General features: G+C 59.4%; 24 protein-coding genes and 2 tRNA genes. 14 read left to right on the plus strand and 12 right to left on the minus strand.

The genetic code is table 11. The features are described from left to right. Positions 1 to 6: 6 nt before the first annotated feature. Together accB and ACRZ95_RS09565 are read right to left on the minus strand one after the other, a co-directional pair. Complete coding sequence (gene accB, locus ACRZ95_RS09560; protein ID WP_170678322.1) at positions 7 to 510, minus strand: acetyl-CoA carboxylase biotin carboxyl carrier protein; 504 nt, start codon at positions 508 to 510, stop codon at positions 7 to 9. Positions 511 to 661: 151 nt separating this feature from the next. After that, positions 662 to 1,198 (minus strand): LuxR C-terminal-related transcriptional regulator, encoded by a 537-nt coding sequence (locus ACRZ95_RS09565; protein ID WP_170460784.1) that lies wholly within the window; start codon positions 1,196 to 1,198, stop codon positions 662 to 664. A 189-nt stretch (positions 1,199 to 1,387) separates the two neighbouring features. Here ACRZ95_RS09565 and ACRZ95_RS09570 point away from each other — a divergent pair, with 189 nt between their 5' ends. The 5 genes from ACRZ95_RS09570 to ACRZ95_RS09590 all read left to right on the plus strand — a co-directional run bounded on the left by ACRZ95_RS09570 (position 1,388) and on the right by ACRZ95_RS09590 (position 7,292). After that, positions 1,388 to 2,680: a helix-turn-helix domain-containing protein gene (locus ACRZ95_RS09570; protein WP_170678324.1), complete on the plus strand. Its 1,293-nt coding sequence runs from the start codon at positions 1,388 to 1,390 to the stop codon at positions 2,678 to 2,680. Positions 2,681 to 2,757: 77 nt separating this feature from the next. Further along, complete coding sequence (locus tag ACRZ95_RS09575; RefSeq protein ID WP_170468096.1) at positions 2,758 to 3,138, plus strand: response regulator; 381 nt, start codon at positions 2,758 to 2,760, stop codon at positions 3,136 to 3,138. After that, positions 3,135 to 3,443: a hypothetical protein gene (locus ACRZ95_RS09580; protein WP_170678326.1), complete on the plus strand. Its 309-nt coding sequence runs from the start codon at positions 3,135 to 3,137 to the stop codon at positions 3,441 to 3,443. Before ACRZ95_RS09575 ends, ACRZ95_RS09580 begins: the two co-directional genes overlap by 4 nt. Next, a complete protein-coding gene (locus ACRZ95_RS09585; protein ID WP_170678327.1) occupies positions 3,443 to 6,121 on the plus strand; it encodes an ATP-binding protein in 2,679 nt (892 codons plus the stop codon). The genes ACRZ95_RS09580 and ACRZ95_RS09585 overlap by 1 nt, the downstream gene beginning before the upstream one ends. Positions 6,122 to 6,197: 76 nt before the next feature. Beyond that, positions 6,198 to 7,292 carry a FliM/FliN family flagellar motor C-terminal domain-containing protein gene (locus ACRZ95_RS09590; protein WP_170678329.1) on the plus strand — a complete coding sequence of 365 codons (1,095 nt, stop codon included), beginning with the start codon at positions 6,198 to 6,200 and terminating at the stop codon, positions 7,290 to 7,292. 1 nt (position 7,293) lies between these two features. Here ACRZ95_RS09590 and ACRZ95_RS09595 read toward each other — a convergent pair whose 3' ends face one another. Genes ACRZ95_RS09595 through ACRZ95_RS09610 form a run of 4 tightly spaced genes read right to left on the minus strand, consistent with a single transcriptional unit; the run spans position 7,294 to position 9,479 of the window. Then, the gene (locus ACRZ95_RS09595; RefSeq protein ID WP_170678331.1) at positions 7,294 to 7,725 is read right to left on the minus strand and encodes a protein tyrosine phosphatase family protein; all 432 of its coding nucleotides are present in this window, start codon (positions 7,723 to 7,725) and stop codon (positions 7,294 to 7,296) included. A gap of 9 nt (positions 7,726 to 7,734) precedes the next feature. After that, positions 7,735 to 8,166, minus strand: a complete 432-nt coding sequence (locus tag ACRZ95_RS09600; RefSeq protein ID WP_170678334.1) for a DUF6691 family protein — start codon at positions 8,164 to 8,166, stop codon at positions 7,735 to 7,737. Beyond that, on the minus strand, positions 8,166 to 8,585 hold the full coding sequence (locus ACRZ95_RS09605; protein WP_170678336.1) for a YeeE/YedE thiosulfate transporter family protein: 420 nt from the start codon (positions 8,583 to 8,585) through the stop codon (positions 8,166 to 8,168). The genes ACRZ95_RS09600 and ACRZ95_RS09605 overlap by 1 nt, the downstream gene beginning before the upstream one ends. Positions 8,586 to 8,615: 30 nt before the next feature. Continuing rightward, a complete protein-coding gene (locus ACRZ95_RS09610) occupies positions 8,616 to 9,479 on the minus strand; it encodes an MBL fold metallo-hydrolase (protein ID WP_170678338.1) in 864 nt (287 codons plus the stop codon). A gap of 235 nt (positions 9,480 to 9,714) precedes the next feature. Between ACRZ95_RS09610 and ACRZ95_RS09615 the strand changes: the two genes are divergently transcribed. Beyond that, positions 9,715 to 9,930, plus strand: coding sequence for a hypothetical protein (locus ACRZ95_RS09615; protein ID WP_170468079.1), 216 nt, complete (start codon positions 9,715 to 9,717; stop codon positions 9,928 to 9,930). A gap of 9 nt (positions 9,931 to 9,939) precedes the next feature. Here ACRZ95_RS09615 and ACRZ95_RS09620 read toward each other — a convergent pair whose 3' ends face one another. Next, positions 9,940 to 10,158, minus strand: coding sequence for a hypothetical protein (locus tag ACRZ95_RS09620; RefSeq protein WP_170468076.1), 219 nt, complete (start codon positions 10,156 to 10,158; stop codon positions 9,940 to 9,942). A 164-nt stretch (positions 10,159 to 10,322) separates the two neighbouring features. Here ACRZ95_RS09620 and ACRZ95_RS09625 point away from each other — a divergent pair, with 164 nt between their 5' ends. Then, positions 10,323 to 10,589 (plus strand): DUF2312 domain-containing protein, encoded by a 267-nt coding sequence (locus ACRZ95_RS09625; protein ID WP_170374913.1) that lies wholly within the window; start codon positions 10,323 to 10,325, stop codon positions 10,587 to 10,589. A 16-nt stretch (positions 10,590 to 10,605) separates the two neighbouring features. On the opposite strand, the gene ACRZ95_RS09630 is transcribed toward ACRZ95_RS09625, so the two are convergent. Together ACRZ95_RS09630 and ACRZ95_RS09635 are read right to left on the minus strand one after the other, a co-directional pair. Continuing rightward, positions 10,606 to 11,481: a hypothetical protein gene (locus ACRZ95_RS09630; protein WP_170678340.1), complete on the minus strand. Its 876-nt coding sequence runs from the start codon at positions 11,479 to 11,481 to the stop codon at positions 10,606 to 10,608. 202 nt (positions 11,482 to 11,683) lie between these two features. Beyond that, on the minus strand, positions 11,684 to 11,863 hold the full coding sequence (locus ACRZ95_RS09635; RefSeq protein ID WP_170678342.1) for a hypothetical protein: 180 nt from the start codon (positions 11,861 to 11,863) through the stop codon (positions 11,684 to 11,686). Positions 11,864 to 11,969: 106 nt separating this feature from the next. On the opposite strand from ACRZ95_RS09635, the gene ACRZ95_RS09640 reads away from it, so the two are divergent. Together ACRZ95_RS09640 and ACRZ95_RS09645 are read left to right on the plus strand one after the other, a co-directional pair. Next, positions 11,970 to 12,044: transfer RNA gene (locus ACRZ95_RS09640), tRNA-Gly, on the plus strand. A gap of 37 nt (positions 12,045 to 12,081) precedes the next feature. Continuing rightward, positions 12,082 to 12,156 (plus strand) — tRNA-Gly (locus ACRZ95_RS09645). Positions 12,157 to 12,281: 125 nt separating this feature from the next. Here ACRZ95_RS09645 and ACRZ95_RS09650 read toward each other — a convergent pair. Further along, the gene (locus tag ACRZ95_RS09650; RefSeq protein ID WP_050602861.1) at positions 12,282 to 12,521 is read right to left on the minus strand and encodes an Lrp/AsnC family transcriptional regulator; all 240 of its coding nucleotides are present in this window, start codon (positions 12,519 to 12,521) and stop codon (positions 12,282 to 12,284) included. Between the two features lie 154 nt (positions 12,522 to 12,675). Here ACRZ95_RS09650 and hisB point away from each other — a divergent pair, with 154 nt between their 5' ends. Beyond that, a complete protein-coding gene (hisB, locus tag ACRZ95_RS09655; RefSeq protein WP_170374919.1) occupies positions 12,676 to 13,263 on the plus strand; it encodes an imidazoleglycerol-phosphate dehydratase HisB in 588 nt (195 codons plus the stop codon). Positions 13,264 to 13,321: 58 nt separating this feature from the next. Further along, a complete protein-coding gene (gene hisH, locus ACRZ95_RS09660; RefSeq protein ID WP_170678344.1) occupies positions 13,322 to 13,960 on the plus strand; it encodes an imidazole glycerol phosphate synthase subunit HisH in 639 nt (212 codons plus the stop codon). A 4-nt stretch (positions 13,961 to 13,964) separates the two neighbouring features. Here the strand turns inward: hisH and ACRZ95_RS09665 are convergent, their stop codons facing one another. Continuing rightward, the gene (locus ACRZ95_RS09665; protein ID WP_170678346.1) at positions 13,965 to 14,366 is read right to left on the minus strand and encodes a DUF2147 domain-containing protein; all 402 of its coding nucleotides are present in this window, start codon (positions 14,364 to 14,366) and stop codon (positions 13,965 to 13,967) included. 123 nt (positions 14,367 to 14,489) lie between these two features. Here ACRZ95_RS09665 and hisA point away from each other — a divergent pair, with 123 nt between their 5' ends. After that, positions 14,490 to 15,209: a 1-(5-phosphoribosyl)-5-[(5-phosphoribosylamino)methylideneamino]imidazole-4-carboxamide isomerase gene (gene hisA / locus ACRZ95_RS09670; protein ID WP_170678348.1), complete on the plus strand. Its 720-nt coding sequence runs from the start codon at positions 14,490 to 14,492 to the stop codon at positions 15,207 to 15,209. A gap of 5 nt (positions 15,210 to 15,214) precedes the next feature. Here hisA and ACRZ95_RS09675 read toward each other — a convergent pair whose 3' ends face one another. Next, positions 15,215 to 15,661, minus strand: coding sequence for a DUF302 domain-containing protein (locus tag ACRZ95_RS09675; RefSeq protein WP_480554872.1), 447 nt, complete (start codon positions 15,659 to 15,661; stop codon positions 15,215 to 15,217). Between the two features lie 118 nt (positions 15,662 to 15,779). On the opposite strand from ACRZ95_RS09675, the gene hisF reads away from it, so the two are divergent. After that, positions 15,780 to 16,541: an imidazole glycerol phosphate synthase subunit HisF gene (gene hisF, locus ACRZ95_RS09680; protein ID WP_170678350.1), complete on the plus strand. Its 762-nt coding sequence runs from the start codon at positions 15,780 to 15,782 to the stop codon at positions 16,539 to 16,541. After that, the gene (locus ACRZ95_RS09685; protein WP_170678352.1) at positions 16,538 to 16,855 is read left to right on the plus strand and encodes a phosphoribosyl-ATP diphosphatase; all 318 of its coding nucleotides are present in this window, start codon (positions 16,538 to 16,540) and stop codon (positions 16,853 to 16,855) included. Before hisF ends, ACRZ95_RS09685 begins: the two co-directional genes overlap by 4 nt. Positions 16,856 to 16,906 lie beyond the last annotated feature (51 nt).

Genomic DNA, 16,906 nt, shown 5'->3' on the forward strand with positions numbered 1-16,906 from the left:
CCCGCCTTACTCGATGATGACCAGAGGGGTGCCGAATTCCACAGCGTCGCCGTCGCCGACCAGAATGCGTTTCACGGTGCCCGATTTGGGCGCGTGGATGTGGTTCATCGTCTTCATCGCTTCGACGATCAGCAGCGTGTCTCCTTCGGAAACAGACGCACCGACCGAAACGAAAGAGGGCGCACCGGGCTCGGGTTGCATGTAAACCGTGCCGACCATAGGCGAGGTCACAGCGCCGGGATGGCTGGCCGGGTCTTCCACATCTGCGGCCGGGGCTGCGGGGGCTGTTGCAGGGGCCGGCGCGGCAGCGACAGGTGCTGCGGCTGCAGCCGGAACGGCAACCTGAACCGGAGCGGCAACCGCTTGCGTTGCGCGGCTGACGCGCACGTTCAGGCTGTCTTCCTCGCCATATTCGCGTTTGACCTGCAGCTCGGTCAGGTCATTTTCGCGCAGCAGTTCGGCCAAGGCTTTGATGAACGCCACATCCGCTTCGTGTTTGGTATCTGTCATGAGTATCCTCGAAGGTTCCCCTTTGGCCCGTCTGTATCTACGCGGGCTTCGATCTGATTACGCAGCGTTATAAGCCAAGCGAGCAGCCATGAAAAGCGCCGTTTAAGCCTGAAAACAGGGGGTTTGGATGGTTTATTACGGGCGGTTGTTCTTACAGCGGCATGCCAGAGAGCTTTGCAACCAGTTCCGGCAGTTTCCTAGCGCCGAATTTTTCCAGTAGCCGGGCGCGGTAGGCCTCGATCGTGCGGTAGCTCAGGCCCAGCTCCATCCCGATTTCCTTAGCCGACAGGCCGCGACAAGACAGGATCGCCACTTCGCGCTCGCGCACGGTCAGTTCCACCAGCGGGCGCTCCTCGGAGATGTCGGAAAAGCTCCAGATTCCATGGCGAAACGGATCGTCAGGGGTCAGCGAGCGTCCTCGCGCGCGGCACCAGAACAGGTCTCCGTTCCGACGTCGCATCACACGTTCATCGGTGTAGTAGCCGGTATCGCGCATCACCTGCAGGCTGCGTTGCCCGATTCTCTCCCAATCCGCGACCGAAGGGTAGAGATGCAGCAAGGGCATATTATTGTATTCGGCTTCATCCCCGCCAAAGGTGCGCGCAAATTGCAAGTTGCACCGTCGGATGATGCGGTTTTCCAATTCGACAAGGCCGATGGGTGCATATTCAAAAGCTGGATCGCTCATACTCATATGGTGGCGGTAAATGCAGGAAATGAGAAGGGGCGAAGCGCGTCTGACGGTGCCATCGAGGACCGGACGTTGTTAATCTTGTCAACTCAATGTGAAAACTGGTGCATAACATTAGGAAAATGATAGAATAAACTGAAAATACAACTGCCCAGATATAGCAATACGTGACTGAGGACCTTGATCATGCGGGATTTGCTGACCGGTAGCCGGATCCGCGAACGACGGCAGATTGCGGGTCTAAGGCAGGCGGAACTTGCGCGTCAAGTGGGGATCTCGGCCTCTTATCTGAACTTGATCGAGCACAACCGCCGCCGGATCGGGGGCAAATTGCTGGTCGATATTGCAGGGGCGCTGGCAGTTGAGCCCTCCGTGTTGACGCAAGGGATCGAAGCGACCTTGATATCGGCCTTGCGCGAAGCGGCGGCCGATGCAGTTGGCCAGCAGGCCGAAATTGAAACGCTTGAGGAGTTTGCAGGCCGCTTTCCTGGTTGGTCGGGGGTTTTGGCGCAGATGCACCGGCGTGTCGTGTCGCTGGAACGGACGGTTGCAACGCTTTCGGACCGATTGACCCATGACCCGCATCTGGCAGCCTCGATGCACGAAGTGCTGTCGACCGCAGCGGCGATTCGGTCGACCGCAGCGATTCTGGCCGACCCGCAGGATATCGACGCCGAGTGGCAGGATCGGTTCCACCAGAACCTTCATCAGGATGCCGAGCGACTGGCCGACAGTTCAAAGGCGCTGGTGACCTACCTAGACGAATGCGATACGTCGAAAGACCCGCGTGGCGCACCGCTGGAAGAGGTTGAGGTGTTTCTTGAAGCGCGCGGCTATAGCTTTCCAGAACTCGACGCCGGGGAAGGGGCAGAGGTCATAGATCTAGAGGGTCTAAATACCTCGGCTGCACGGAACCTTGCAGGGGAATGGCTAAAGCAGAGTGAGGCTGACGCCAAGGCCATGCCGCTTGATGCCCTCAAAACCACGCTTGCAGATGTTGATCCGAACCCTATGGAACTGGCCCAGCGATTCTCGGTCGATCTGCCGACAGTGTTCCGACGCCTAGCCAGCCTGCCCGAAAAGGTGCTGAACCGCCCAGTAGGGCTGGTGATCTGCGACGGCTCGGGCAGTATCCTGTTCCTGAAACCTGTCACCGGCCTGTCGCTGCCGCGCCATGGCGAGGCCTGCCCGCATTGGCCGCTGTTTTCTGCGCTGAATCGGCCTCTGGTTCCGATCAGACGGCAGGTCGCGCAGCAGGGGCGTGCCGCCGCAATGTTCGAATGTCACGCCTATGCCTGGCCGCATGGCTTGTCCGGATACGACCAGGAACCCTCGTATCGCGCGGCCATGCTGATATGGCCGCTGGTCGAGGCCGAACCGAACCCAGAGGCGACACGGGTCGGGCCAAGCTGCCGGATTTGCCCAAGCGGCGATTGCGGTTCTCGTCGCGAGCCGTCAATTCTCAGCGAAGGCTTTTGACAGGTTCCCGAACAACCGCTTAATCTGGCGAAGACCGGTTCCGGGGTGGAGGCCAGTCATCGGGAGGATATACACAAATGAGCCGTAAGGTTCTGTTGATTGAGGATGAGCCCAACATTGCCGAGGCCATCCGATTCTTGCTGACTCGTGAGGGGTGGCAGGTCGAGACACATGGCGATGGCGCGGATGCGCTTCAGGTGATTCAGGGCGCACAGCCCGATCTGGTGATTCTGGACGTGATGCTACCGGGCAAGAGCGGGATGGACATCCTGCGCGATCTGCGTGCCTTGGACGACATGCAGGACTTGCCGGTTCTGATGCTGACCGCTCGCGGGCAGTCCAGAGATCGTGAGATGGCCGAGAATGCGGGTGTTAGCCGCTTCATGACCAAACCTTTTTCCAACGCTGAGGTGCTGACCGCCGTGCGCGATCTGCATGCGCAGGCAACGCAGTTATGACGTCGCCCGAGGGTCAGGACCGCACGTCGCGCGGTGCGCGGCCCTCGTTGTTTCTGGAACGGCAAAGCTATCGCCGGCGTAGGTTGGCGGATTCGGCTCGGTTACTACCATTTCTAGGCGGAGCGCTGTTGGTGTTGCCGCTGCTGTGGCCGGACGCCTATTCTGAAACCGGCGGTGTGCCGCTGTCGTCGGCGATCTTCTACATCTTCGCCTGCTGGATCGGTCTGATTCTGGTCAGCCTGATTTTTGGCTTCGTCGCCCGGCGCACCGGCGTGGATGACAGCTCTGACGCGGACGCTGGCTGATGGCAACATTGAACGTCCTGATTCTGGTCTGTCTGGGCTATGTCGTTCTGCTGTTCGGCGTGGCATTTGCCGCAGACAGGATGGCGGCGGCCGGACGGGGCAAATGGCTGCGCTCCCCTTTGATCTACACGCTGTCCCTATCGATCTACTGCACGGCTTGGACCTTTTACGGCGCGGTTGGCAATGCGGCGCGGTCGGGGTTGGAGTTCGTGACAATCTACCTCGGGCCGACGCTGGTTATGATCAGTTGGTGGTGGGGGCTGCGCAAACTGGTGCGCGTCGGGCGCAGCCAGCGCGTGACCTCGATCGCGGACCTTTTGTCCTCGCGCTATGGCAAGTCGAACACGCTGGCGGTGTGCGTCACGATTCTGGCCGTGATTGGCGGCACGCCCTATATCGCGTTGCAATTGCAGTCGATTACCCTGTCTTTCTCGATCTTTGCCGAGGCCGACCCCTCGGGCCTCTACCGCGAAGGCTCCAGCGTGTTTTGGGTGGCGGCTGGGCTGGCGATGTTCGCGATCCTGTTCGGCACCCGCAATCTGGATGCCAATGAACGCCACCATGGCGTGGTAACTGCCATTGCGGTCGAGTCAGTCGTCAAGCTGTTTGCGCTGGTGGCTGTCGGCATCTTCGTCGTCTGGGGCATTGCCGGTGGTTTTGGCCCGATGATGGAGCGGATCGACGCCTCGGAAATTGGCACGTGGCAAGTGGATGCCGGGCGCTGGACGACCTTTATTTTCCTGTCTGCCGCCGCCTTTGTCTGCTTGCCGCGCATGTTCCAGGTGATGGTGGTCGAGAATGATGACGAGGGCCATCTACGTACCGCCGCGTGGGCCTTTCCTCTCTACCTGCTACTGATGAGCCTGTTTGTCGTCCCCATCGCCGTTATCGGGCTCGATATGTTGCCGGAAGGGTCCAACCCGGATCTGTTCGTGCTGACCGTGCCGTTGTCGCAGGGCAAGGACGGCCTGGCTATGCTGTCCTTCATCGGAGGGTTCTCGTCAGCGACCTCGATGGTGATCGTGACGGCAATGGCCCTGTCGACGATGGTGTCGAACCACGTCGTAATGCCGATTTGGCTGAACACGCATGAGCGGGTCGGGTCTGTCCCCGGAGACGTGCGCAACATCGTATTGATGGCGCGGCGTATCTCAATCGCTGCGATAATGGCGCTGGGCTATTTCTACTACAGTCTGTCTGGCGGCGGCGCGGCGTTGGCCTCGATCGGGTTGGTGGCCTTTAGCGGTATTTCGCAAATCCTGCCCGCGATGGTCGGCGGATTGTTCTGGCGCGGAGCCACCAGAACCGGTGCCCTGGCAGGTTTGACCGTGGGTTTTGTGCTGTGGATCTACACGCTGCTTCTTCCCGGAATGGGGGCTGCGTGGATGCCCGAGAGTGTGTTGCTGAACGGACCATTTGGTATTGCATGGCTGCGACCTCAGGCCCTGTTCGGGATCGAAGGTATCGATCCAATGGTGCATTCCGTGATGTGGTCAATTTCCCTGAATGCGGTTGTGTTCTGTGTTGCGTCCCTGCTGAGCTTTCCCAGCCCGTTGGAGCGGCTTCAGGGCGCGCAATTCGTCAATGTCTTTGACCACTCGGTCGCGCCGCGCGGTTGGACCGGGTCGGTTGCGCAAAGCGAAGACCTGATGATCATGACCCAGCGCATTCTGGGCACATCGCCCGCCCAGGAATTGTTCCAGCGCGAGGCCGAACTTCAGGGCGGACGCTCGCCCTTGCCCGAGCCGACACCCGGATTTCTGGCCCGGCTTGAGAGGGAGCTCAGCGGCTCAGTAGGGGCGGCGACGGCGCATGCGATGATCGGGCAGATCGTGGGAGGAGCCTCGGTTTCGGTCGAGGACCTCCTGGCCGTTGCCGACGAATCTGCGCAATTGCTGGAATACTCCAGCCAGTTGGAAGAAAAATCTGCCGAACTTAGCCGCACGGCACGCCAGTTGCGCGATGCCAACGCCAAGCTAACCCAAATATCCGAGCAGAAAGACAGCTTTCTCAGCCAGGTCAGTCATGAATTGCGCACGCCCATGACCTCGATCCGGGCGTTTTCCGAGATAATGCGCGACACCGAAGGGCTGAGCGGTGAAGAACAGACCCGCTATGCCGCCATCATTCACGACGAGGCGCTGCGCTTGACACGTTTGTTGGACGATCTGCTCGACCTAAGCGTTCTTGAGAACGGACAGGTCAGGCTGAACCTTGGCGATGATACGTTGCGTTCGGTTCTGGATCGGTCGATCTCCAGCGCACTGGCGGGCACGGATCAGCGGCTCGCTGTGCGGCGCAGCAAGGCATCCGAGCGTATCCCCTTGCAAACGGATCTCGACCGCTTGGGGCAGGTGTTTATCAACCTCATCTCCAACGCGCGGAAATACTGTGATGCCGATGAACCCGTACTGACGATCTCGGCTCATGATGTGGGCGGGCAGCTGGTTGTGGATTTCATCGACAACGGCAGCGGTGTCCCGCCCGAGGCGCGGTCGATGATCTTTGAGAAATTCGCGCGGGTCGGAGGGGACAAGGCTGGCGGCGCCGGGCTGGGTTTGGCGATCTGCCGCGAGATCATGCACCGTTTGGGCGGCGATATCACCTATCTGCCCGGGCAGGGCGGTGCGGCGTTCCGCGTCAGCCTGCCTTTGGCCTACCGACAAGCGGCGCAATAGTTCGGTTTAAAGAAGTTCGTAACCTCTGCCGGGTTACACTAAGACTCACGACAAGAAATCGGATGGTACCGAAGCCATGGCACAATCGGTCGGCGCCGCTCTGGCGCGTAAATTGTCATTGGGGCAGGGGGATTTGGGGGATCGACCCCGCTCGATCCTGCGGGCGTTGCGTCTGGGCTTTGCGCGGGCCGCAGGTGAGCGTTTGAATCTTCCGCTGGCTATTATTGGTGCAAAGCAGGCAGACCGGGCGCAGGCTGGCCTTGCGGCCACATTGGCCGAGGATTGGCTGCTTCTGAAATTTACGGGGCCAGAGGGGGTTGCCGCGGCCTGTCTGGATTTGAACTGCGTCTCGGCCATCGTTCAGACCCAAACAATTGGTGAGGTTACTTCGGACGCGCCCGCCGCGAGAGGCTTTACGGATACGGACGCCGCCATGGCAGCCCCGCTGGTCGAGGATGCATTGCGCCGTGCCGTCGGTCTGGTCGATGCGGCAGATCAGCAGGGTTTGACAGGGTATGAGTATACCTCACGGGCGGCGGATTTGCGTGGTCTGATCTTATCGCTGGAGGCAGACAGCTGCCGAGTTTTTGACCTGACCGTGGAACTTGGAGGCGGGTTGCGTCAGGGCCAGATCACGATCGTGCTGCCTGATCCGCTCGCGCCCGACGAAGCTGAGGTCGAGCTGGATATCGACACTGGCCCTCGGCTGGAGCAGTCATCAGGCGTCGTCCGAGCCGAGCTGAACGCCGTGGTGTGCCGGATGAGGTTGCCGTTGGCACATCTTTCCACGCTTGAGGTAGGCAGCCTGTTGCCGCTGACCGGCGCACGCTTGGACCGGACTGAGGTTCTGACGATCGAACGCACCCGCGCCTCGGTCGGGCGTCTGGGGCAGTCGGGCGGGATGCGCGCCGTTCGGCTGAACGAAAACGTACCGCTGCCCGCGCTGGATGCTTTGGAGTCCGCCGAATTCATAGAAAGCCGACCGGCCAGTGTCCGGGGCGATATGGCTGACACGGACGTAGATATCCTGTCCGACCCTCTCGATCTGGTCGCGAGCCCCTCAGTTGCCGATCCGGTCGACGACGACCTGAGCCTTGTTGAACCCGATCTAATGGCTGCAGAAATCTCGCAACTGGCGGGCCTCGATGGCCCGAAGTATGGGGAGGTCTGATCTAGTCTGACGTGTTGCGCAGTTGATCCAGAGTAGGGCGCAGCTGCTCCAACTGATACCCGGCATTGGTGGTGGCAGTCAGAATCTCATCCGTACTCATCTGGTCGCATTGACCCAGAGCCCAAACAACCGAACAACGCGTGCCGGACGCGCAATATGCCAGAACCGGGCCAGAGCAACTTTCGGCCATATCCCTCTGCCGGGCGACATTCTCGGGTGTCATTGTCTGGTGGGTCAGTTCCAGCACCTCGTATTCCAGCCCTGCTGCGCGGACCGCGTCTCCGATCGCATCCGATTGCATGATCTCGGGGACCTCAGCATTGGGTCGGTTGCAGATAACCTTGACGAAGCCGGCCTCGGCAATGGCGGGCACGTCCTCGACAGTGATCTGCGGGGACACGGCGTAGCGGGGGGTTATAGGTCGAATCTCCATGCCAATTGATTAGGCCGCGTTGGCCGCCCTGTCCAGTTGCGCGCGCAGCCCCGGCGCCAACCGCATCCCCGCCGCCATCGCAACCAGAAAGACGGCGCTGCTGGTCCCGCCATAGGACAGTGCCGCCATGGCTGGGCCTGGGCATAGGCCGACCAATCCCCAGCCTGCGCCAAACAGGACTGAGCCGAGGATCAGCCCTCGGTCAAGTTCGGGCCGAGCAGGTGCGGGAAATGTGCCGCCAGTCACCGGTTGGCGGGTCTTGGTCATGCGCCACGCGACCAACATGGGCAGAATCGCGCCTCCCATGACGAAGGCCAGTGTCGGGTCCCATGCACCGAAGATATCCAACCAGCCCTGAACCTTTTGGGTATCCGTCATTCCCGATAGCAACAGCCCCGCGCCAAACATCGCGCCCGATATCAAAGCGATCAACAACCGCATCAGATCACCCCCAAACCGTGGCGGAACAGGGCCAAAACCACCGCTCCGGCAGCGATATAGATTAGGGTTGCAACAATCCCGCGCAGCGAAAACCGAGAGATGCCGCAGACCCCATGACCCGAAGTGCACCCGTTTGCCAGCCGCGTGCCGATGCCAACCAAAAGCCCGGCCACGACCAGAAGGCCTAGATTTTCCGTCAGGTGCGTTTCAGGCCGTTCGCTCATCAGACGGCTCATGATCAGCGGCATACCGATCAGCCCCAAGACAAATACCAGTTTCTCGCGCCTCGCCGGGCCGTCGATTAAACCTCCCAGAATGCCACTGGCCCCCATGATCCGGCCATTGCCAAGCAGGTAAAGCGCAGCGCCGCAGCCGATCAAGATGCCGCCACACAGGCCCCATATCCAGTCCGGGTTCATTCTATGTCCATCCTATACTGTTGGCGCGGGTCACAGCTTGTTGATCGGCAACTTCAGGAAAACATCGCCCTGTTCGTCGGCCGGGGGCATCTGGCCCGCGCGCATATTGACCTGAAGCGACGGCAGAATCAGCCGGGGTTTGGAGAGTGTCGCGTCGCGCGCATCCCGCATTTCCACAAACTCTTCGATGCTGCGACCTTGCCCGATATGGATGTTCAGCGCCTTTTGCTCGCCCACCGTGGTCTCCCACGCATACTCATCCCGCCCCGGAGCCTTGTAGTCGTGCCCCACAAAAATGCGGGTCTCATCGGGCAGAGACAGGATCTTCTGGATCGAAGCAAAAAGCACCTCGGACGAGCCGCCTGGGAAATCGCATCGTGCGGTGCCGAAGTCGGGCATGAACAAGGTGTCGCCGACAAAAGCGGCATCGCCGATCACATAGGTCAGGCAGGCCGGCGTATGACCGGGTGTGTGCAGCACATCGCCTCGCATCTGTCCGATGTGGAAACTGTCGCCCTCGCGGAAGAGGGCATCAAACTGGCTGCCATCTCGCTGGAACTCGGTCCCTTCATTGAAGATTTTGCCAAAGGTCTCCTGCACCTCGACGATGTGATGTCCGATCCCGATTTTGCCGTCCAGTTCCTGCTGCAGATATGGCGCAGCCGAGAGGTGGTCTGCATGCACATGGCTTTCCAAAATCCACTCGGTCTTAAGGTCTTTGGCGTGTACATAAGCGATGATCTGGTCGGCAGAGCTTGTCCCCGTCCGGCCCGAGGCATGATCGAAATCCAGAACGCTATCGATAATCGCACAAGCGCGGCTGCTGTCTTCGTGGACGACGTACGAGACCGTAAAGGTCTGGTCGTCGAAGAACGCTTTCACTTTTGGCTTCATGGTTTCCTCCACTTAGACGACATATAGGAAAATCAGAATGTGATACAAGAGTCAGTTCGGGTTTTGATGTCCGTCAAGGCACGACATATGAAATTTGCCTAAACTTTAACCCAGACGCGCAGATTTGCCGAACAGGCTATTTTAGCGGGCAATAAACCGCCATCGTTTCCGGTAGCATCTTCGTGTCGTATCCGCGTTACCTATATCGGGGATACTGACAATTGGGAGGATCACAATGACGACAGATAACCTCTATTTCGAAGCGCAAGAGCTAGAGCAAAAACTTCAGAACGCGTGTCTGGATACCCGATTGGCGCTGCAGCCCAGTTTCAGCAAGATCGTGGATCGCATGCGTCAGCAGGGGATGCATGTTCCGTCGCGCATGCGCCGACTTGATGCGGCCCTGTGCGAGGACGCGATGGAAGCGCGGTTTGACAATTTGCCGATCTGATCGGTCGGGTTATCCCAGCGATATGCCGAGGATGACCAGCATCAGTCCCATGACCGACAGAAACAACGCCCCAAGGTTCCAGGGCAGAACACCCTGAACAACAGCGCGCAGTTCGTCATCTGAAAGGCCCGCTTTTCGGGCCTTCATCACGCGCAGAATGCACCAGATCAGACCGACAAGCCCGGCCACTGACAGGGCGGCGCCGCCCCAGGTGATGATTTCGAACATGGTTGCCTGCCTCTGCTGGTGCCGTGTTTTTGCGCTTAGCGGATCAGGCGCCTGCCGACAAGCCCGCCCATGGGATTGGGTGCTTGCGACCCGGGCACCAGCGATGTATCCGGCACCATGCCCGATGTCTCAGCATCGCAATTCAGCCTCTGGGAGAGACCTACATGGAAGACATGACCGAAGATCAGGCCGCCGCCAACTACCGCGTGACAGCAGGCGAGCTGCGCCAGTTCATCGAACGGATCGAGCGTCTGGATGCCGAAAAGAAAGATCTGGCCGAGCAGCAGAAAGAGGTCATGGCCGAAGCGAAAGCGCGCGGCTACGACACCAAGGTCATGCGCAAACTGGTCGCTCTGCGCAAGCGCGACAAGGATGATATCGCCGAAGAAGAGGCGGTTCTCGAAATGTATAAGGAAGCTCTGGGTATGTAATGCGATGCAGCCCGTTTCAGGGCTGCAGCACCCTTACGCCCGGCATGGCGCGTAGTGCCGCGAGATCCTGTTCGTAGATCTCGGAAAACGCGCTGACCACATCGGAATTCCAACCCGAAATCTCAAGCTCTTCTTCGATCTGCGCCGGGTCGGCATGTTCATCAAACAGATGGGTCAGACTATCCCGTAGCATGTCTCGATCCTGCCACGCTATTTGTTCCAACAGTTGCGTCAGCTCTGCACGGCCCGCGTCCGTCAGCACAGAAGCAAGGAACGCGTATTCATGTTGCAGGGCCGCCTTGTCGGGTAGTCTGGCAAGCGTTCTGAGGATATCGCCCCAGATAAGCGGAGTGTCCTCATTCGCCCAGAGCGTGATCTGAACGTTCGGAGCTTTTTCTCGCAGGTCGTGGACCATGGTCAGCCAGTTCAGGTTGCTCAGGTCGGTGTTCCCCAGAACGGCTTTCCGCCGCTCTGCGGGCAGTGACATCAGCAATTTCGAGATGAAGCTCGCCGGGTTCACCAGCGCGAAACACAGCTCGATTTGATCCGCCTCTAGAACACGGTCCAGGAACGCAATCCGCTCGGCCGCATTCGGATAAAACTGCCCGTGCAGAATCGCGGCGCGTCTGGGGCCAAAAACCTTGTCGTTCGACAGGACAACGCGATCGCAGGTGTTGCGGTCGGGAAGAACCTCATTCAAACCTATCAAGACATCTGGTAGAGGCACTCCGGTCGTCATGGAATCCGAGGCGACTTTCACGAACTGCCGCCCCTGCGCGAGGTCCAGAGGGATGACCCGCTGCTGGTTCAAAACCGACGCGTTCGCCATAAGGGTTTCGATCAACCGGTCATTGTCGGAAAAGGCCACGCCTGCGTGGATAACAACCTGCATCTTCGTCCTGTTTTTGCCGGGCTCCTTTCTCCGGTGTTACAGCCTGCGCCTTCATCGGTAAATGCCGTAACCGGCAAGCGGGTGGTTAGCTGCTAGAGTCGTTATTGAGACATCGAGATTTGGCGCGCGTCCGCAGAGGTCAGCTTGGACCACGCCCGCGTCGAATGCGGTGCCTTCTTTTGGCAAATCCCGGCAAGACGAACTATCCAGTCAAAACCTGCCGCTCGTACATAGGAGAGGGGGCCTCGGCCAACGGATCATCCTCGGGCGGGCAGAGCAATACCGCGAAAACAATCAACGCCGCCAGCAGTGCCGTCTTCATTTCTACCAAAGCCCTTGATTTCATCACGCGTCCCTTCGCCTTGTAAGCCTCATTACCCATTCAACGCATCAGCTCCGAATTTCCGTCGAAAGATTTTTGCAGGTTTTTGTCTTTTTCCGCTTGCAGGCTCGCGCGGGAATTTATACATCCCTCCTCACTCAACGGCGCGGGCGTAGCTCAGGGGTAGAGCATAACCTTGCCAAGGTTAGGGTCGGGCGTTCGAATCGCCTCGCCCGCTCCATTGAGTTAAGGTCTTCGGACCAACATGTGTATCTGATGCGGGCGTAGCTCAGGGGTAGAGCATAACCTTGCCAAGGTTAGGGTCGGGCGTTCGAATCGCCTCGCCCGCTCCAGATGCAAACTTTCCCAACTGATCAATTTCGATGCGAACGCGGTGCCTGAGCGTCTGTGTTCAGCTGTGGCCCGGATGTCTTTCGCTACCGGGCCGATTCTGTCGCATCAAGAGTGCAGGTTCAGATCAGAACGCTTTGAACGTCATCGTGGTCAAGGATCGTTCGATGTTTGGAATCACCAGCAGGTGTTCGTTGATGAAATGGCCCACATCCTCGGTTTCGGGGATATAGAGCTTCAGCAGCAGGTCGTATTCGCCGCTGGTGGAATAAAGCTCTGAGTGAATCTCGCGCAGGGCGATCTCTTCGGCGACCTTGTAGGTGGTGCCGGGTTTGCAGCGGATCTGGATAAAAACGCAGGTGGACATGTGCCGGGCCTTTTGACTTGAGTTTCCGGCAGGCTGGCATGGCCCGGACCTGTGTGCAATCCCCTGCAACAGTTTGTACCGATTGCGCTGCGGGCACTGGATCAACCCGCCCAACCCCGTCTATAAGCGCGCCTGTAGCAAAAGGAATTCGCCCATGCGCAGCGCAAAGATCAGCCGTCAGACCGCCGAGACCGAGATCTCGGTCGAGGTCAATCTGGACGGCACCGGCCAGTATGACAACCAGACCGGCGTTGGCTTCTTTGATCACATGCTGGATCAGTTGGCGCGTCATTCGCTGATCGACATGACGATCCGCGCCAAGGGCGACTATCACATAGACGACCACCACACGGTCGAAGACACCGGCATCGCGCTGGGTCAGGCTCTGACGCAGGCACTGGGCGACAAGAAAGGCATCCGCCGCTACGGCGAGTGTCACTTGCCCATGGACGACGCTCAGGTGCGTTGTGCGCTGGACCTGTCAGCGCGCCCGTTCCTGATCTGGAACGTGGACCTGCCAACCCAGAAGATCGGTACCTTCGACACCGAGCTGGTGCGCGAGTTCTTTCAGGCGCTTAGCACCCATGGCGGCATCACGCTGCACATCGACCAGTTGCATGGTTTCAACAGTCACCACATCGCTGAGGCTGCCTTTAAGGCCGTTGCCCGCGCCCTGCGGGATGCGGTTGAAACCGACCCGCGCAAGGCGGATGCGATTCCGTCAACGAAGGGCGCGTTGTAAGCGTAACCCGAAAAGTGGGCACCGGTTTTCGGACAAGTTGCGCACAGAAAGGACTCAAATGCTCACCGCGATTATCGACTACGAGAGCGGCAATCTGCACTCGGCCGAAAAAGCCTTTCAGCGTATGGCGAAAGAACTGAACGCGGGTGAGGTCGTTGTGACCTCGGACGCGGGTGTCGTCGCGTGCGCAGACAGGCTGGTGCTACCCGGGGACGGAGCTTTTCCGGCCTGCGCCGCCGAGCTGCGTGGCCACAAGGGCATCTATGACGCGATGGTTGAGGCGGTTGAACAGAAAGGCCGCCCTTTCCTTGGTATCTGCGTTGGGATGCAGTTGATGGCCTCAAAAGGCCATGAATACACCGAAACCGATGGTTTGGATTGGGTCGCTGGGGACGTGCTGCGGATTGAGCCTTCGGACGCTTCGCTCAAGGTGCCGCATATGGGCTGGAACGATCTTGTTCTGGATAGCGATCACCCGGTGTTTAATGGTGTGAAATCCGGCGATCATGTCTATTTCGTCCACTCCTACCATTTCCGTGTCACGGATCCGGCGCAACGGCTGGCTTATGTGGACTATGGGCAGGACGTCACGGCCGTGATTGGCCGCGACACGATGCTTGGGATGCAATTCCACCCCGAGAAAAGTCAGGATGTTGGTTTGCGCATGATCGGCAACTTCCTGACTTGGGCGCCTTAGGGCGTTATTGAATGCGGGTCCAGGTCTGCCCCCGGCAGACCAAACCACCTGCGACGCAGCCTTTGACTGTCAGCTGGTTCTGGCTGTCCAGCGTCATCTTCGAGTTGTAGGTCTTGTCGCGATCCGGGGCCCAGATCTTGCCGTTGTCATAGCCGCCGCTGCCTTCTGCAACCATGTCCCAGATGATCTGTTTACCGAGGTTTTCATAGTCCAGAATCTGATCGCCATTGCCATCAAAGGCGCTGTCAATGGTGCCGCAAATTGCGCTGCCGCATTCGCTGATCGACACGTGCAGGTATCCACCTGTGTCGCCGGGTTGTGTTTTCCATAGCCCATCCGCCGGATCTGCCGCCATCGCGCCTGTGGCCAGCGATGCAAAAGCAATCGAAAGTGCAAGTTTCTTCATGATAACCTCCCTGATTTGGGTTCACTCTGGCCCGGTGTCGGGCTACGGGCAAGATTGACTTTGCGTCGCTAACCCGCTTGTGCGATACGCCGCCCGTGTAACATTCAGATAAGGCCGCCCGACATGATCCTGTATCCCGCCATCGACCTGAAAGACGGCAACGCTGTTCGCCTGCTGCGCGGTGAAATGGACAAAGCCACCGTTTTCAACGAGGACCCCGCCGCGCAGGCCCGTGCCTTTGTTGATGCAGGATGTGAGTGGCTGCACCTTGTCGACCTGAACGGTGCCTTCGCGGGCGAGCCGGTCAATGCCGCCCCGGTTGAGGCGATCCTGAAGGCCTGCGACGTGCCCGCTCAGCTGGGTGGCGGTATCCGGGACATGGCCACCATCGAGACTTGGATCGAAAAGGGTTTGGCGCGGGTCATTCTGGGCACCGTTGCGGTCGAAAACCCCGATCTGGTGCGTGAGGCTGCAAAAGCCTTCCCCGGTAAGGTCGCAGTGGGCATCGACGCACGCAACGGCATGGTCGCCACCAAAGGCTGGGCCGAGGAAACTGACGTACAGGTCACCGATCTGGCCCGCAGCTTCGAAGATGTTGGCGTCGCGGCAATCATCTATACCGACATCAACCGCGACGGCGCGATGCAGGGCCCGAATATCGAAGCCACAGCCGCGCTGGCCCAAGCCGTCTCCATTCCGGTCATTGCCTCGGGTGGCGTAAGTTCATTGGACGATCTCATCGCCCTGCGCGATTGCGGAGTTGAGCTGAACGGCGCGATCTCGGGTAGGGCGCTGTATGATGGCGCGATTGACCTGGCTGAGGCCATTCGCGCCCTGAGCTAAACGCCTTACTGCGCGGCAGCCGAGGTCAGTTTCTTCAACGCGCCGCGCATTTTCTCGATCACGGGCGAGTTTTCGACCTCGTCAAGTTCATCCATCGTCTCTTTCGGGTCTTCATAGGCCAGCCAGACCTGCCCGTTCGCGTCTTCATAGGCCTGCACTTGCAACGGCAGGAACAGGCCTGCACGCGGGTCGATCTGCATCGCAGGCGTCCCCAGCGCCGGGTTGCCGAAGATCAGCACCTGATTGGGCGGAATCGGCGTACCGACCTTTTCGGCTCCTGCGGCATGGTCGATGCGCGCAAAGACCGTCGCGCCTGCGTTCCCCACTGCGGCTTCCAGGGCGTCCAGCGCCTCGGGAACAGATTTTGTGGTTTCTACTTTGATGATATCGTCAGCCATTGCGGCAACTGCTCCTGCAAAAAGGAAAGTGGTGGTCAGAATAAGGTTTCGCATCTTATTGATCTCCTGATGAATTTGGGGACAGTTTTCACAGGTTTGAGAGGGGTGACAATCACAAGTCTGGCATCGGCGGGGCTTTGCCGGTAAGGGTGCGGGCAACAAAGGAAAGCGCATGCTGAAAACCCGTATCATTCCCTGCCTGGATGTCGCCGATGGCCGCGTGGTCAAAGGTGTGAATTTCGTGGGTCTGCGCGATGCAGGCGACCCAGTGGAATCGGCCAAGGCCTATGACGCCGCCGGCGCGGATGAGATCTGTTTTCTAGACATTCATGCAACGCATGAGAACCGTGGCACCATGTTCGATGTGGTTCAGCGCACGGCCGAGCAATGCTTTGTTCCCCTGACCGTGGGTGGTGGCGTCCGTACCAAGGATGACGTGCGTGCCTTGCTGCTGGCAGGGGCTGACAAGGTCAGCTTCAACTCGGCCGCTGTCGCCAACCCGGATGTCATTGCCGAGGCGGCAGACCAGTTCGGCAGCCAGTGCATCGTCTGCGCGATCGACGCCAAAACCGTCAGACCCGGAAAATGGGAGATCTTCACTCATGGTGGCCGCAAGCCTACCGGCATCGACGCAGTAGAATTCGCGAAAACCGTGGTCGCCAAAGGTGCCGGAGAAATCCTGCTAACCTCGATGGATCGGGACGGAACAAAATCAGGGTTCAACCTGCCACTGACCCGCGCAATCAGCGACGCGGTGGATGTGCCGGTGATCGCCTCGGGAGGGGTTGGCAATCTGGACCATCTAGTCGAAGGCGTCACCGAAGGCGGGGCGAGTGCCGTTCTGGCCGCCTCGATCTTCCATTTTGGCGAACACACCATCCGCGAGGCCAAGGAACACATGGCCGCCGCCGGTATCCCGATGAGGCTGACATGAGTATCCTGCACGATCTGGCCGCCACAATCGAGGCGCGCAAAGGGGCGGACCCGGAGAGCAGTTGGACGGCAAAGCTGCTGGCCAAGGGCCCAGAAAAATGCGCTGAGAAATTCGGCGAGGAGGCCGTTGAGGCCATCATCGAAGCTATCAAGAACGACAAAGTCGGGCTGACGGCCGAGGCCGCCGACGTGCTGTATCACCTTCTGGTCATGCTGGCCTCGCGCGACGTTGCGCTGGACGATGTGCTGGCGGAGTTGGCGCGGCGTCAGGGCCTTAGCGGTATCGCCGAAAAGGCCGCACGCCCAAAAAGCTAAGCTCAGTCTTCCGTCCGCGCCGAAGCGGTTCTATGATCATGTTTCACGGTC

It is taken from the genome of Ruegeria sp. AI3 (genome assembly GCF_056541245.1).

What these genes read in the sequence shown, in the direction of transcription:
- ACRZ95_RS09570 (WP_170678324.1), top strand. Translation starts at nt 1,388, where the DNA reads ATGCGGGATTTGCTGACCGGTAGCCGGATCCGCGAACGACGGCAGATT.
- ACRZ95_RS09630 (WP_170678340.1), bottom strand. Translation starts at nt 11,481, where the DNA reads ATGCAGGTTGTTATCCACGCAGGCGTGGCCTTTTCCGACAATGACCGG.
- ACRZ95_RS09605 (WP_170678336.1), bottom strand. Translation starts at nt 8,585, where the DNA reads ATGAACCCGGACTGGATATGGGGCCTGTGTGGCGGCATCTTGATCGGC.
- ACRZ95_RS09625 (WP_170374913.1), top strand. Translation starts at nt 10,323, where the DNA reads ATGGAAGACATGACCGAAGATCAGGCCGCCGCCAACTACCGCGTGACA.
- accB (WP_170678322.1), bottom strand. Translation starts at nt 510, where the DNA reads ATGACAGATACCAAACACGAAGCGGATGTGGCGTTCATCAAAGCCTTG.
- ACRZ95_RS09575 (WP_170468096.1), top strand. Translation starts at nt 2,758, where the DNA reads ATGAGCCGTAAGGTTCTGTTGATTGAGGATGAGCCCAACATTGCCGAG.
- ACRZ95_RS09585 (WP_170678327.1), top strand. Translation starts at nt 3,443, where the DNA reads ATGGCAACATTGAACGTCCTGATTCTGGTCTGTCTGGGCTATGTCGTT.
- ACRZ95_RS09675 (WP_480554872.1), bottom strand. Translation starts at nt 15,661, where the DNA reads ATGCGAAACCTTATTCTGACCACCACTTTCCTTTTTGCAGGAGCAGTT.
- ACRZ95_RS09615 (WP_170468079.1), top strand. Translation starts at nt 9,715, where the DNA reads ATGACGACAGATAACCTCTATTTCGAAGCGCAAGAGCTAGAGCAAAAA.
- ACRZ95_RS09665 (WP_170678346.1), bottom strand. Translation starts at nt 14,366, where the DNA reads ATGAAGAAACTTGCACTTTCGATTGCTTTTGCATCGCTGGCCACAGGC.
- ACRZ95_RS09635 (WP_170678342.1), bottom strand. Translation starts at nt 11,863, where the DNA reads ATGGGTAATGAGGCTTACAAGGCGAAGGGACGCGTGATGAAATCAAGG.
- ACRZ95_RS09650 (WP_050602861.1), bottom strand. Translation starts at nt 12,521, where the DNA reads ATGTCCACCTGCGTTTTTATCCAGATCCGCTGCAAACCCGGCACCACC.
- hisF (WP_170678350.1), top strand. Translation starts at nt 15,780, where the DNA reads ATGCTGAAAACCCGTATCATTCCCTGCCTGGATGTCGCCGATGGCCGC.
- hisA (WP_170678348.1), top strand. Translation starts at nt 14,490, where the DNA reads ATGATCCTGTATCCCGCCATCGACCTGAAAGACGGCAACGCTGTTCGC.
- ACRZ95_RS09620 (WP_170468076.1), bottom strand. Translation starts at nt 10,158, where the DNA reads ATGTTCGAAATCATCACCTGGGGCGGCGCCGCCCTGTCAGTGGCCGGG.
- ACRZ95_RS09610 (WP_170678338.1), bottom strand. Translation starts at nt 9,479, where the DNA reads ATGAAGCCAAAAGTGAAAGCGTTCTTCGACGACCAGACCTTTACGGTC.
- ACRZ95_RS09600 (WP_170678334.1), bottom strand. Translation starts at nt 8,166, where the DNA reads ATGCGGTTGTTGATCGCTTTGATATCGGGCGCGATGTTTGGCGCGGGG.
- hisB (WP_170374919.1), top strand. Translation starts at nt 12,676, where the DNA reads ATGCGCAGCGCAAAGATCAGCCGTCAGACCGCCGAGACCGAGATCTCG.
- ACRZ95_RS09595 (WP_170678331.1), bottom strand. Translation starts at nt 7,725, where the DNA reads ATGGAGATTCGACCTATAACCCCCCGCTACGCCGTGTCCCCGCAGATC.
- ACRZ95_RS09685 (WP_170678352.1), top strand. Translation starts at nt 16,538, where the DNA reads ATGAGTATCCTGCACGATCTGGCCGCCACAATCGAGGCGCGCAAAGGG.
- hisH (WP_170678344.1), top strand. Translation starts at nt 13,322, where the DNA reads ATGCTCACCGCGATTATCGACTACGAGAGCGGCAATCTGCACTCGGCC.
- ACRZ95_RS09580 (WP_170678326.1), top strand. Translation starts at nt 3,135, where the DNA reads ATGACGTCGCCCGAGGGTCAGGACCGCACGTCGCGCGGTGCGCGGCCC.
- ACRZ95_RS09590 (WP_170678329.1), top strand. Translation starts at nt 6,198, where the DNA reads ATGGCACAATCGGTCGGCGCCGCTCTGGCGCGTAAATTGTCATTGGGG.
- ACRZ95_RS09565 (WP_170460784.1), bottom strand. Translation starts at nt 1,198, where the DNA reads ATGAGCGATCCAGCTTTTGAATATGCACCCATCGGCCTTGTCGAATTG.